At 66.7% G+C, this 12,542-nt stretch carries 16 protein-coding genes; 5 read left to right on the top strand and 11 right to left on the bottom strand.

The genetic code is table 11. The annotated features are described in order from the left end of the window. Positions 1 to 3 precede the first annotated feature (3 nt). From ribBA to FHP91_RS13090, 3 genes are all read right to left on the bottom strand, one after another. Positions 4 to 1,134 (bottom strand): bifunctional 3,4-dihydroxy-2-butanone-4-phosphate synthase/GTP cyclohydrolase II, encoded by a 1,131-nt coding sequence (ribBA, locus tag FHP91_RS13080; protein WP_144310014.1) that lies wholly within the window; start codon positions 1,132 to 1,134, stop codon positions 4 to 6. Positions 1,135 to 1,177: 43 nt separating this feature from the next. Continuing rightward, positions 1,178 to 1,777, bottom strand: a complete 600-nt coding sequence (locus tag FHP91_RS13085; protein WP_144310047.1) for a riboflavin synthase — start codon at positions 1,775 to 1,777, stop codon at positions 1,178 to 1,180. Between the two features lie 331 nt (positions 1,778 to 2,108). Continuing rightward, a complete protein-coding gene (locus FHP91_RS13090) occupies positions 2,109 to 2,477 on the bottom strand; it encodes a VOC family protein (protein ID WP_144310015.1) in 369 nt (122 codons plus the stop codon). Between the two features lie 108 nt (positions 2,478 to 2,585). Between FHP91_RS13090 and FHP91_RS13095 the strand changes: the two genes are divergently transcribed. The 3 genes from FHP91_RS13095 (at position 2,586) to FHP91_RS13105 (ending at position 4,748) form a co-directional block, all read left to right on the top strand. Further along, entirely contained in the window at positions 2,586 to 3,263 is a 678-nt protein-coding gene (locus FHP91_RS13095; RefSeq protein ID WP_144310016.1) for a helix-turn-helix transcriptional regulator, read from the top strand. A gap of 9 nt (positions 3,264 to 3,272) precedes the next feature. Then, a complete protein-coding gene (locus FHP91_RS13100) occupies positions 3,273 to 4,094 on the top strand; it encodes an AraC family transcriptional regulator (protein ID WP_186301544.1) in 822 nt (273 codons plus the stop codon). 93 nt (positions 4,095 to 4,187) lie between these two features. Continuing rightward, a complete protein-coding gene (locus FHP91_RS13105) occupies positions 4,188 to 4,748 on the top strand; it encodes a YbhB/YbcL family Raf kinase inhibitor-like protein (RefSeq protein ID WP_144310018.1) in 561 nt (186 codons plus the stop codon). Between the two features lie 55 nt (positions 4,749 to 4,803). Here the strand turns inward: FHP91_RS13105 and dsbD are convergent, their stop codons facing one another. Genes dsbD through FHP91_RS13120 form a run of 3 tightly spaced genes read right to left on the bottom strand, consistent with a single transcriptional unit; the run spans position 4,804 to position 7,793 of the window. Next, positions 4,804 to 6,657: a protein-disulfide reductase DsbD gene (gene dsbD, locus FHP91_RS13110; RefSeq protein ID WP_144310019.1), complete on the bottom strand. Its 1,854-nt coding sequence runs from the start codon at positions 6,655 to 6,657 to the stop codon at positions 4,804 to 4,806. Between the two features lie 7 nt (positions 6,658 to 6,664). After that, entirely contained in the window at positions 6,665 to 6,994 is a 330-nt protein-coding gene (gene cutA / locus FHP91_RS13115) for a divalent-cation tolerance protein CutA (RefSeq protein WP_144310020.1), read from the bottom strand. 7 nt (positions 6,995 to 7,001) lie between these two features. Beyond that, positions 7,002 to 7,793, bottom strand: coding sequence for an ABC transporter permease (locus tag FHP91_RS13120; RefSeq protein ID WP_144310021.1), 792 nt, complete (start codon positions 7,791 to 7,793; stop codon positions 7,002 to 7,004). 75 nt (positions 7,794 to 7,868) lie between these two features. Here FHP91_RS13120 and queF point away from each other — a divergent pair, with 75 nt between their 5' ends. Beyond that, positions 7,869 to 8,711, top strand: a complete 843-nt coding sequence (queF, locus tag FHP91_RS13125) for an NADPH-dependent 7-cyano-7-deazaguanine reductase QueF (RefSeq protein ID WP_144310022.1) — start codon at positions 7,869 to 7,871, stop codon at positions 8,709 to 8,711. Between the two features lie 63 nt (positions 8,712 to 8,774). After that, a complete protein-coding gene (locus tag FHP91_RS13130; protein WP_222105204.1) occupies positions 8,775 to 9,341 on the top strand; it encodes a glycine zipper 2TM domain-containing protein in 567 nt (188 codons plus the stop codon). Positions 9,342 to 9,350: 9 nt separating this feature from the next. Here FHP91_RS13130 and FHP91_RS13135 read toward each other — a convergent pair whose 3' ends face one another. Genes FHP91_RS13135 through FHP91_RS13155 form a run of 5 tightly spaced genes read right to left on the bottom strand, consistent with a single transcriptional unit; the run spans position 9,351 to position 12,535 of the window. Further along, entirely contained in the window at positions 9,351 to 9,986 is a 636-nt protein-coding gene (locus FHP91_RS13135) for a DUF502 domain-containing protein (RefSeq protein ID WP_144310023.1), read from the bottom strand. Between the two features lie 12 nt (positions 9,987 to 9,998). Further along, positions 9,999 to 10,943, bottom strand: coding sequence for an ATP-binding cassette domain-containing protein (locus FHP91_RS13140; RefSeq protein ID WP_144310024.1), 945 nt, complete (start codon positions 10,941 to 10,943; stop codon positions 9,999 to 10,001). 8 nt (positions 10,944 to 10,951) lie between these two features. Then, entirely contained in the window at positions 10,952 to 11,557 is a 606-nt protein-coding gene (locus FHP91_RS13145; protein ID WP_144310025.1) for a glutathione S-transferase, read from the bottom strand. A 12-nt stretch (positions 11,558 to 11,569) separates the two neighbouring features. Continuing rightward, a complete protein-coding gene (locus FHP91_RS13150) occupies positions 11,570 to 12,217 on the bottom strand; it encodes an alpha/beta hydrolase (RefSeq protein WP_144310026.1) in 648 nt (215 codons plus the stop codon). 9 nt (positions 12,218 to 12,226) lie between these two features. Beyond that, entirely contained in the window at positions 12,227 to 12,535 is a 309-nt protein-coding gene (locus FHP91_RS13155) for a (2Fe-2S) ferredoxin domain-containing protein (protein WP_144177326.1), read from the bottom strand. Between the last annotated feature and the right edge of the window lie 7 nt (positions 12,536 to 12,542).

Raw genomic sequence — 12,542 nt, forward strand, 5'->3', positions numbered from 1 at the left:
GGATCAGGCCTCAGAAGAATCGTTGGAATCGGCGGCATTGCAGCCCGGGTAGTAGCCAGTCACTTCCAGCCCGAAGCCGGCCATGCTGGGGATCTTGCGTGGGCTGGCGAGCAGGCGCATCTTGCCCACGCCCAGGTCGCGCAGGATCTGGGCGCCAACGCCGAACAGGCGCGGGTCCCACTTGACGGCGGCACGCGGCACGGCCGGGTCGTTGGTGAGCTGGGCGAGCAGGTCGCGGCCGGTTTGCGGGCGATACAGCATGATCAGCACGCCGCAGCCAGATTCGGCGATGGTTTTGAGCGCCGAGTCGACCGGGAAGCTGTGGCGGTCGCTGCTGGTGTCGAGAAAGTCGATGACCGAGATCGGCTCGTGCACCCGCACCAGCGCTTCGGTGTCGGCACTGATGGTGCCGCAGGCCATGGCCAGATGGATGTCGCCCGAGGTTTTGTCTTCGAAGGCGCACAGGCGGAAGGGGCCGTGGGCGGTATCGACGGTTTTTTCGGACACGCGCTCGACCAGGTGTTCGGTGGCGGCGCGGTATTCGATCAGGTCGCGGATCGCGCCGATCTTGAGCCCGTGCTGTTTGGCGAAGGGGATCAGGTCGGGCAGGCGGGCCATCGAGCCGTCATCGTTCATGATCTCGCAGATCACCGAGGCCGGCTCCAGCCCGGCGATGGCGCCCAGATCGCAACCCGCTTCGGTATGGCCGGCGCGGATCAGCACGCCGCCGGGGCGCGCCATGATCGGGAAGATATGGCCGGGCTGTACGATGTCTTCCGGCTTGGCATTGCGGGCCACGGCGCGCTGTACGGTGAGGGCGCGATCGGCCGCCGAGATGCCGGTGGTGACGCCTTCAGCCGCCTCGATCGACACCGTAAAGGCGGTGCCGTGCGAGCTCTTGTTGCTGCGCGCCATCTGGCCCAGGCCAAGCTGGGCGCAGCGCGCCTCGGTGAGCGTCAGGCAGATCAGGCCACGACCATACTTGGCCATGAAGTTGATCGCCTCGGGCGTGACATGCTCGGCCGCGATGACCAGGTCGCCCTCGTTTTCGCGGTCTTCTTCGTCCACCAGCACGACCATGCGGCCCGCGCGGATGTCTTCAATGATTTCGGTGATCGGCGCGAGTGCGCTCACGGTGTTCTCCTGTCGGGCCGGTGGCCACGGTTCGGTGTTGTTTTTATTCGCCCTGACGCCAGGCGAGCATGCGCTCGACGTAGCGGGCGATGATGTCGATTTCGAGATTGACCCGCGCGCCCGGCGCCAGCTGCTTGAGCGTGGTGACCTCGACGGTGTGGGGAATCAGGTTGATCGAAAAATCGGTGCCAGTGACCGCATTGACGGTCAGGCTCACGCCATTGATGGTGATCGAGCCCTTGCGTGCGATATAGCCGGCCAGATCGTGCGGCGCGCGGATCACCAGCGCGTGGCTTTCGCCCACCGGTTCGAACTTGACGACCTCGCCCACGCCATCGACATGACCGGTAACGATATGCCCGCCCAGCCGGTCGTCGGCGCGCAGGGCCTTTTCCAGATTCACTTCCTGGCCGGCGGTGTCGAGGCCAACGGTGCAGTTGAGCGTCTCGCGCGAGACGTCGAATTGCGCACGGCTGCCCTCCATGCCGACGACGGTCAGGCACACGCCATTGTTGGCAATGCTGTCGCCGATGGCCACGTCGTCGAGGCCGAGCGTGCCGGTATCGACGCTGAGGCGCACGCCGTCTTCGAGGAGGGTGATCGACTGGATTCGGCCGGTTGCGGCCACGATGCCGGAGAACATGAGGTTTGCGCTGCGCTTAAAACGTTGCATTTTAACCTAGAAACGGCAGTTGACCGCTTGTGCTCCGGGGGTAACACCTTGCCTATGCGAGGGACTTACGGTATCGACAGCGATCACGAGGCCGGCGAGAACGCTGCGCATCCGATTGCACGTCTGGCGGGTCGCCTGACTGCGTTGCTTCTCCTTGCAAGGTGCAGCTTGCGCGTCGTCGCGCCTTGCCAGACAACCCGCCAGACGCACACTCAGCTGCGCTCAGCCACCGTTTCCAGGTTTGCGATTCTGGCACCGCCGCGCCGGCGGCGTTGCCGGCGGTGCCAAACGGCTGCGCGTGTCAGTTGGGCGAATGCAGCCCAACCCGGTTGCCCTCGCTGTCGATAAACAGCGCCATGTAGCCTATCTCCGGGGTGATCGGCGTCTTGGGCAGCGAGATGCTGCCACCAGCGGCGCCTACCCGGTCGAGAATGGCGCTCAGATCGTCGCCGCCGTTCAGGTACACCACCGTGCCCTGCGCGGTCGGGGTCAGGTCGGCGTGCTTGAACAGGCTGCCGCCGACCGCGCCGTCGGCATACGGCAGCACGGCCACTTCACCGCCGCACATGGGCGAAGCGTTCAGGGGCGTGTCGAGGATGGCGCCGTAGAATTGGCAGGCGCGGGGCATGTCGGATACCGGGATTTCGAACCAGTTGATGGCGTTTTTCATGAGAATTCTCCGTGAGTTGAAAGTGCCCGGCCAGTATCGCGAGGCTCTCCTGACAGCCTGGTGTCAGGAGCCCTCCGGCACGATGGGGCACTTCAAAGGAGTGAGTTGATGCGACGTGCTGACCGACTGTTCCGGATCGTGACCCTGCTCGGCGGGGCGCGGGTGATGACTGCCCGCCAACTGGCCGAGCTGCTCGAAGTGTCGGAGCGCACCATCTACCGCGATGTGGCCGACCTGATCGGCTCGGGCACGCCCATCGATGGCGAGGCTGGCGTGGGCTATCGCCTGCGGCGTGAGTACCGATTGCCGCCGTTGCATTTCTCGGAAGACGAACTGTCGGCGCTGGCGGTCGGCCTGCGCATGGTTGGCGGCTGGGCCGACCCCGCGCTCGGGCGAGCCGCTGAACTGGCGCTGGCGCGTATCGACGCGGTTATGCCGGCGGCCCGGCGCAGTCTGCGCGATGCACCGGTGATTGTGCCCGGCTTCCATGTCTCGCCCGCCATGGTGGCACCGCTGGCCAGCTTGCGTCAGGCGATGGCCAGCGCGCACAAAGTGCGTGTCGCCTATGTGCGGGCCGACGGCGAAGCCTCGCAACGTGTGCTGTGGCCGCTCGGGCTGATCTTCTGGGGCAGCAGCTGGACGCTGGGAGCGTGGTGTGAGCTGCGCGATGACTTCCGCAGCTTCCGGCTCGACCGCATTGGCGAGATCGCGATTCTGCCCGAGCGCTTCGACGCCTCGCGCGGGCGGCGCCTGCAAGACTATATTGACGCGGTCAGATGTGACTGAGGCATGCCGATGAGTCAAGACAGTGAAGCCGCGCCGCCGCCGGCGTGTGCCGGGCGCGCGGGCTTGGGCGGGACGCTGGAATTGCGGGTGCGGCGCGAGCAGTACATTGCCGATGTGCCTTTCCCCGACCCGTGCGTGATCCTGGTCACCCGGGGTCACAAGACCCTGACGGTGGGCGATCAACAGCGCGGTGCCGGTCCTGGTGAATTGCTGTTCATCAACGCCGGGGTGACAGCCGAGATGCGCAATACGCCTGACGCCGATGGCATCTATGCGGCCACCTGTGTGGCCGTGGCGCCGGACCTGGTGCGTGCGCATGCCGCCGCGCGCAAAACATTGCCCGGATCGCCGTGGCAGGCGCTGGTGCATGCCGCTGCCCAATCGACGCTGGCCGACGTGGTGCGTCACGCGGCGGCCGGCATGCTGGGTGGGCCGACGGTGTCCGACCGGCTCATCCGCCACCGACTCGAAGAGTTGCTGATCGCTCTCGATGATCTGGGCTGCTGGTGCCGGATCAGCACCGTGGCGACGGTGGCCGAGCGCGTGCGTGCCTTGCTTGCCGGCGATCCGGCCGCCAACTGGACCGCCGCCGCGGTGGCGCAACGCCTGCACATGAGCGAGGCCAGCCTGCGACGGGCGTTGCGCAGCGAGGCCAGCGGGTTCCGCGCCGTGCTTGACGATGTGCGCATGTCCACCGGACTGGCACTGATCCAGGGCAGCGCGATGAGCCTGCAACAGATCGCCAGTGAGTGCGGCTATGTCTCACCGTCGCGTTTCGCCGCGCGTTTTCGACAGCGCTTCGGCGTCACCCCGTCGAGCTTGCGACGCTGATCGGTTCTGCACAGTATCTGGCGGTTTGCGTGCAGCCGCGTGGTGGCGCATTGGCTAATATGCAAGTGTTCTTCAACGCATGGGAGTCGATGCATGTTCGCGAATACATGGAAAGCCGGAGTTTTCGGCGCCTGCGCGCTGGCCGCCAGCGCCACGGTATGGGCCGAAGGCTTCACCCTTGGCAGCCCGACGGTTGGCGACGGCCAGCGCATGGCAGAGCAGCAGGTGTTCAATGGCTTTGGCTGTGCGGGTGGCAATGTGTCGCCCGCGCTCGTCTGGCGCAATCCGCCCGAGGGCACGCAGAGCTATGCGCTCACGGTGTACGACCCCGACGCGCCAACCGGCAGCGGCTGGTGGCACTGGGTGGTGGTCAATCTCCCCGCGCAGACGACGGGCCTGGCCGCCGGTGCGGGCAACCCGCAAGGTGTCTTGCCGGCGGGTGCGCGACAGATCGGTACCGATTTTGGTGTGCCGGGCTACGGCGGACCGTGCCCGCCGCAGGGGCACGGCGTCCATCGCTACGTCTTTACGGTGCATGCCTTGAAAACCCCGCATCTGGATTTGCCGGCCAATGCCACGGCGGCGCTGGCGGGCTTCATGATACGCGCCAACAGCCTGGGCTCGGCGAGCCTGACGGCGACGTATTCGCGGTAGGGACGCGCGACGTGGTGTAGGGCCGGTTCCAGCCGGCCGCGGCGCGACACCAACCTTATCGATTCAAGACCGCATCAAGCTGGCCGGTGAAATCGTCCGCCGGCATGAAGCCGACCACGCGCTGACCGGCGATCTCGCTGCCGCCGGGGGTGAAGAAGATCATCCCTGGCGGGCCGAACAGGCCGAAGCGCTTGAGCAGGGCCTGGTCGTCGGCGGTGTTGGCGGTGACGTCGGCCTTGAGCAACAGCATCTGGCTCATGCGTGTCTGCACGGTCGGGTCGCTGAACGTGAAGCGCTCCATCTCCTTGCATGAAACACACCAGTCAGCATAGAAGTCGAGCATTACCGGCCGGGTGCTGGTGGCAATGCGCGCGTCCAGCTCGGCCACCGAGCGCACTTTCTCGAACTGCGGCGCGCTCGTGGCGGCTACGGCCTGACCGCCGCGTAGCGCGGCCAGCGGCTGGAGCGGATCGCGCGAGCCGGCCAGCGCGCCGATCAGCATGGCGGCGCCGGCAAGCAGCGCGATGACCCCCACGCCTTTCCAGAAGCGACGCCAGCTGTGCGCGTTGGGCGGTAGCGGATCGAGTGCATGCAGGAAGATGCCGGAGAACACCAGCAGGGCCCCCCAACCGAGCATGGGCACCACGGCCGGCACCACCGGCGAGATCATCCACACCGCCAGCGCCAGCAGCATCATGCCGAAGGCTTTCTTGACCCCTTCCATCCACGGCCCGGCCTTGGGCAGCACCGAGCGTGCGGCGACGCCGACAGCGATCAGCGGCGCGCCCATGCCCAGCGCCATGACGAACAGCGCCACGCCGCCGAGCACCGCGTCGCCGGTCTGCGCGATATAGAGCAGCGCGCCGGCCAGCGGGGCGGCCACGCAGGGGCCGACGATCAGTGCCGAGAGCACGCCCATGATCACCACGCCACCGAGCGAGCCGCCTTTTTCGTGGCTGGCGGTGTCGGACAATCGGCTTTGCAGGGCGGTGGGCAGTTGCAACTCGTAAAAGCCGAACATCGACAGTGACAGCACCACGAAAACCAGTGCGAAGCTGCCCAGTACCCAGGCGTTCTGCAGGGCGGCCGAGAGCAGTGTGCCCGAGATGCCCGCCGCCACGCCCGCCAGCGCGTAGGTGACGGCCATGCCCAGCACATAGGCGAGCGACAGCACCAGGGCGCGGGTCTTGGTGATCTTGTGGCCGTGGCCGACGATGATGCCGGAGAGGATCGGGATCATCGGGAAGGTGCAGGGCGTGAAGGCCAGCAGCAGCCCGAAGCCGAAGAAGGAAACGAGAATCAGCGGCACGCTGGCGCCGGTGAACAGGCGGGCGATGCGGCCGGATTCGTCACCGCCGCCGGTCGTCGATACGCTGGCGACTGGCGCGGCGATGGCGGCAGCGGCCGGCGTGTCCATGGCCGGCGCGGGCGTTTTGCCACCGATGCCAAGCTTTTGCAACCAGCCGCCGGTGGCGGTGGGGGCGACCGTCTTGGTGAGGTCGACGGTCAGTGTCTGCGGGGTGGGCGGATAGCACACGCCGATGTCGGCGCAGCCCTGGCTGATGACGGTCAGCTCGAACTGACGGACGTCGGCCGGCGCCGTCACCGGCAGGGTGAAGATCAGCTCGTCGCGATAGGTTTCTACTTCGCCGAAGAACTCGTCGTTTTTCTTCTTGCCCGGCGGCAGGGCCGGGGTGCCGACCACCACGGATTCGGGCTCGGTGCGGAACTGGAACTTGTCCTTGTACAGATAGTAGCCATCGACGATCTCGAAGCGCACTTCGAGCTGGTCGGGGGCGAGCGTGCCGACGCTGGCGCGGTAGGCCTGTTCGGGCGGGAGGAGTTCTTGCGCCTGCGCGGGGCCGAGCAGGCCGAGCAGCAGCAGGAGCGGGGCGAGGAGGCGGATCATGTGAGGGTCAGGCGTCCGGGGTGGTTTCAGTGCGTACCCAGTCGAGGTAGCCGGGCAGGCCGTGCGTAACAGGGACTGCAACGATTTCAGGAAGTTCATATGGATGCTGCGCACGGATCGCCGCCTCGAGCGCGTCATAGCGCCCGGCGGTGGTTTTGATGAGCAGCGGCACCTCGGTGGCGGTCTCGATCGCGCCCTCCCAGCGATACACCGAGCTGGCCGGGGCGAGCACGTTAACGCAGGCGGCCAGTCGTGCCTCGATCAGGTGGGCGGCCAGCGCGTGGGCGCTGTCGGCGTCGGGCAGATTGGTGAGTACCAGCAATACGGGGGCGGTCATAGCAACCTCATTTGAGCAGGCGGCGACGGGTGAGTGACACCGCCAGCCAGAAGCCGACGGCGGCATAGGCGGCCATCACCGCCAGATGCGGCAGTACGGCCGTGGGCAACTCACCGAGCATCAGCGGCCGGGCGATGGCGATGGCGTGGGCCAGTGGCAGCATCTGCGCGCCAATCTGCAGCGCGGCGGGGAGCTGGTCGAGCGGAAAGAACACGCCCGAGAGCAGCGCCATCGGCGTGATGAACAGGGTGAAGTAGTACATGAAAAAGTCGTAGTTCGGCGCCAGCGCGGTGACCACCAGCCCCATGGCGGCGAAGGTCAGGCCGATCAGGAAGATCAGCGGCACTACGCCGAGCGTCAGCGCGCTGCTGGTGAAGCCGAACAGCGTTACCACCAGCAAAATGGCGGTGCCCGACAGCGCCGCCTTGCTGGCTGCCCACACCATTTCGGCCAGCACGATGTCGTCCAGCGCCAGCGGGGTGTTCATCAGACCCTCCCAGGTGCGCTGCACATGCATGCGCGAGAAGGCGGAGTAGAGCGTTTCGAAACTGGCGGTGTTCATGCACGAAAAGCACACCATGCCGGCGGCCAGAAAGTGCACATAGGGCACGCCATCGACCGTCTTGACCAGTGCGCCGAGGCCGTAGCCCAGGCCGAGCAGGTAGATCATCGGGTCGGCCAGATTGCCCAGCAGCGACGGCAACGCGAGCTTGCGCCACACGCGAAAATTGCGCGACCACACCGACGCAAAGCGCCAGGACAGGCAAGGCAATCGGAAGTGGGCGGCAGGGGCAGACATGATCCGGCGGTCGGCGGGAGACGGGCTGATTATAATCGCCCTGTGTTGATTGCCCTTGAGATGGCTCAGACCTTGATGACTGATACGCCCACCCCCCACGGCGCCGAAGCCTCGCCGCTCGGCCGCAGCACCGCCTACCGCAACACCTACGCGCCGGAGCTGCTGTTTCCGGTCGATCGCGCGCCCAAGCGGGCCGAGATCGGCGTGGGCGAGACGCTGCCCTTTCATGGCGAGGACCTGTGGAACGCCTATGAGCTGTCGTGGCTGAATGCGCGCGGCAAGCCGGTGGTGGCGATGGGCGAGTTTCGGGTACCTGCGGTGTCGCCGTGCTTGATCGAATCCAAGTCGCTCAAGCTGTATCTGAATTCGTTCAACGCCAGCCGCTTCGACGACATGGCCGAGGTCGAGGCGGTCATTGCGCGCGATTTGAGCGCGGCCGCCGGCGCGCCGGTGTCGGTGGCACTGCAGTCGCTGCATGTGGCGTCTCGTCAGGTGACCAGCCTGCCCGGCACGCTGATTGACGATCTGGAGGTGGATATCGTCGACTATCACCCCGCACCGTCGCTGCTCGGCGCGGACGCGGGTGCCGCGCCGGTGTCCGAAACCCTGGTGTCGCATCTGCTCAAGTCGAATTGCCTGGTTACCGGCCAGCCCGACTGGGCGACGGTGTATGTGAACTACACTGGTGCGCCTATCGACCGCGCCGGCCTGCTGCGTTACATCGTGTCCTTCCGCGAGCACAACGAGTTTCATGAGCAGTGTGTCGAACGCATGTTTTGCGATCTGATGGCGCGCTGCGGGCCGAGCCGGCTCGAGGTGTGGGCACGCTACACCCGCCGCGGCGGGCTGGACATCAACCCGTGGCGCAGCAGCGTGGCGGGCGCGCCGCCGCTCAACCAGGGCGATCCGCGCCAATAGGGCGGGTCAACGTTTTTCCTTGCCGCCCGTTGAGGGGGCATGGCCTTTGAAAGGATGAACCGTATGAAGCTCAAGCGATGCTTGCAGGGAATGGCCGTGGCGGGGCTGAGTGCGTTGCTGGCGCTGCCCGCGCCCGTGCTGGCGGATCCGCCCTCTCACGCCCCCGCCCACGGCTGGCGCAAGAAGCATGACCCCGACTACATCGGCTACACCGGCCGCAAGTGGACGCGCGACTACGGCATTCTCGAGGGCCGCTGCAGTACCGAGGCGGTGGGTGCGGTGCTCGGCGGCGTGGTCGGCGGCGCCATCGGATCGACTATTGGTCGAGGCGATGGCCAGCGCATTGCCATCGTGCTGGGCACCGTGATCGGCTCGGTGGTCGGCGCCAGCGCGGCGCGCGAACTGGGCGATGTGGACCGCGCCTGCCTGGGCCATGCGCTGGAACTGAGCGCCGACCGGCATCGGGTGCGCTGGCACAATCCGGACACCGGGGTCGATTACCTGCTCAGCCCGGTGCGTAGCCTCAAGCGCGACGGGCAGCCGTGCCGCGAGTTCGATCTCACCGCGGCGGGCAAGACGCATCGGCGCCTGGCTTGCGCGCAGGGCGATGGCCGTTGGCAGATGCGTTGAGCCCCGCGCTCAGCGGCCGGCGCGCGGGCTGCCGTCGCTGTTGACGCCGGCGGTGAGCACAAAGCGCATGGCCGCCTCGCGCGACATGTCGATCGGGGTCAGCTGCTCCGTTGGCACCAGCAGGGTGTAGCCGCCGATCTGGTAGCTCATCGGGAAATACACCGCCACTTCGCCCTCTCCGCCGATGCCGTCTGGCAGGCCGGTGAAATCGCTGCGCATGACGAAACCGATGAGGCGCACCGAGCTGCCCGGCAGCGTGAAGGCGACCACCTTGAGCTCATTGGTGGTGTCTTCCTTGGTGGCGAGGGCGAAGAAATCGCGAAAGGCGGAGTAGATCGACTTGACCATCGGCACCGCCAGCACCGCGTCCTCCAGGCGATGAAAGACCGCCCGGAACACCCACGCCCGCATCAGCAGGCCGACCGCCAGGATCACCCCCAGCCCGATCACGACGCCGGCGCCGGGGATCTGCAACACCTCGCCGGTCTCGGAGTCGCGCAGTGATTCGGGCAGGAGCGCGAGCAGGGTGTCGCCGAAGATGGTTTCGGCGGTGTTGAAGATCCAGGCCAGCAGGTACAGCGTGGCGGCAATGGGGACGACGGCGAGCAGGCCGCTGGCGAAGATCTTGCCGAGGGTTTTCATCATGCCGGTCTCCGTTCAGTCGCGCAGGTCGCGGCCGGTCAGCTTGAGGAACACGTCTTCCAGGTTGGCCGGGCGGTGCAGGTAGCGCAGGGTGGTTTGCTGCGCCAGATGGGCGAGCAGGGCGGCGGTGTCGTCGACATAGCAGAAGGCGGTGTCGCCGCTCAGCTCACAGCGCACCGACAGCGGTTCGCCATGGGTGCACACCCAGGCGGCCATGCCGTCGGGCCAGTCGCCATAGACCTCGACCACATGCGGCTCGATATGCGCGGCGATGACTTCGCGCGGGCTGCCCGTGGCCAAGATGCGGCCGTTGTCCATGATCGCCAGCCGGTCGGCCAGGCGCTCGGCTTCGTCCATGAAGTGGGTGGTCAGCAACACGCTGGTGCCCTCGGCCACCAGCTGCTTGAGCCGCCGCCAGATCAGGTGCCGGGCCTGCGGGTCCAGCCCGGTGCTGGGCTCGTCGAGCAGCAGCAGCTCGGGGCGGTTGACCAGGGCGCGGGCCAGGGTGAGCCGGCGCTTCATGCCGCCGGAGAGGTCCTGGATGCGCGCATCGGCCTTGTGCGCCAGCCCGGCAAAGGCGAGCAGCGCCGGGGTACGCTCGCGCAAGGTGGCGGTGTCGATGCCGAAGTAGCGGCCGAAGACCCGCAGGTTTTCGGTGCAGGTGAAGTCGGGATCGAGGTTGTCGAATTGCGGCACCACGCCGACGCGTCGGCGCGCTTCGCGGGCGCGCTCGGGCACGGGTTCGCCGCACAGGGTGATCTGGCCAGCGTCGGGCATGGTGAGCCCCAGCGCGCAGCGCAGGGTGGTGGTTTTGCCGGCGCCGTTGGGGCCGAGCAGAGCGAAGCACTCGCCCGGCGCGACGCTCAACGATAGATCATTGACCACCGTCTGTTCGCCATAGCGTTTGACCAGGCGCGCGATTTCTAGCGGCGAGCTGGCGCCAGGGCGTGCTGCCGCCATGCTTGTGCTCAGCCGGGCGGGCGGGTGCTGACGAAGCTGTCGCGTTCGCCGATGCTCGCCTGGAAGGCCTTCAGACGCGGATAGTGCTCGCGCCAGTTGAGGCTGGCGGCGCGCAAATCGAGATACTCCAGCGCGCAGCCGACTGCCACATCGGCCAGACTGATGCGATTGCCATGGAAAAACTCGCCGCTCAGTTGCTCCTCGAGCCGGCTCAGCGCGCGCCCGATTTTGTCGAACTGGCGGTCAATGCTGCTTTGCATGCGCGCCTCCGCGGGACGCAAGGTTTCCAGGTAGGCGAGTACGGTCGCGTCGAGAATGCCGTCGGCCAGCGCCTCGGTCTGGCGGACCCGGACTGCGGGCAAGCCGTCCTGTGGGATGAAATGCGGCGGGATGTCGAGGGCTTCGAGGAAGCCGGCGATGACCGGCGAGTCGAAGAAGGCTTCGCCCTCGTCGGTTTCGAGCACCGGCACCTTGCCCAGCGGATTGAGCGCCGGCACCGAGGTGGCGGTCTCCCAGGGGGAGTCCACCACCAGATCGCAGGGGATGTGTTTTTCTGCCAGCAGGATGCGGATCTTGCGGGCGTAGGGGCTGGTGAGCGAGGCGGTCAGTTTCATGGCGGCGTCCGGTTACAGGGGAGCCCAGCGCTGCGTGATGAGATCCCGGATGTGATGCAGCTTGCCGTGGAAGAAGTGGTCGGCGCCGGGCACCACGATGATCGGCAGCACCTGCGGCCGCGCCCAGTCGAGCACATTGGTGAGCGCCACGGTTTCGTCCTGCTCGCCATGGATGACCAGGGTGTCGGCCGGCACGGTTTCGGTGGTGTATTGGCGCGCGCCGGTGACTTCACCGGTGGCCAGACCGACCAGCACCATGCGCTTGATCGGCGTGACGCCCTCGGCGAGGCGTTTGGCCACGCGGGTCTGCACGAAGCCGCCAAACGAGAAACCGCCGAGCGCCAGCGGCAGCATGCCCCAGCGCGAATGTGCCCAGGCAATCACCGATAGCATGTCTTCGGTTTCGGCAATGCCGTGATCGTGCGTGCCTTCGCTCTTGCCAACGCCGCGGAAGTTGGGCCGCAGCGTGGCATAGCCCAGATCGCGCAGCGTGCGCGCCAGCGTGTGCGCCACTTTGTTGGTATTGGCGCCGCCGAACAGCGGGTGCGGATGCGCCACCAGGGCGATGCCGCGCACCTCGGCTGGGGCGTCGATCAGCACCTCGATGCTGCCGTCCGGCCCGTTGAGCAGGGCGGATTCCGTGGGTAGGGGTTTGCTCATGGCCTCACCTCAGATGCGCAGGCGCTCAACCACGCGCCCGCCGACCAGATGTTCGTTGACGATTTCGTCGATGTCTTCCTTGTCGACATAGGTGTACCAGACCTCTTCGGGGTACACGACCATCACCGGCCCCTCGTCGCAGCGATCGAGACAGCCGGCCTTGTTGATGCGCACCTTGCCCTTGCCTTTGAGGCCGAGCTTGGCGATGCGGTCTTTGGCGTAGGTTTGCAGCTCGCTGGCGCCGTGGGCGTTGCAGCAGGTGTCGCCGGCTTCGCGCTGATTGCAGCAGAAAAACACGTGATGCGAAAAATAGCTCATAGGGCGG

It is taken from the genome of Denitromonas halophila, assembly GCF_007625155.1.
Classification (GTDB): Bacteria; Pseudomonadota; Gammaproteobacteria; order Burkholderiales; family Rhodocyclaceae; genus Nitrogeniibacter; species Nitrogeniibacter halophilus.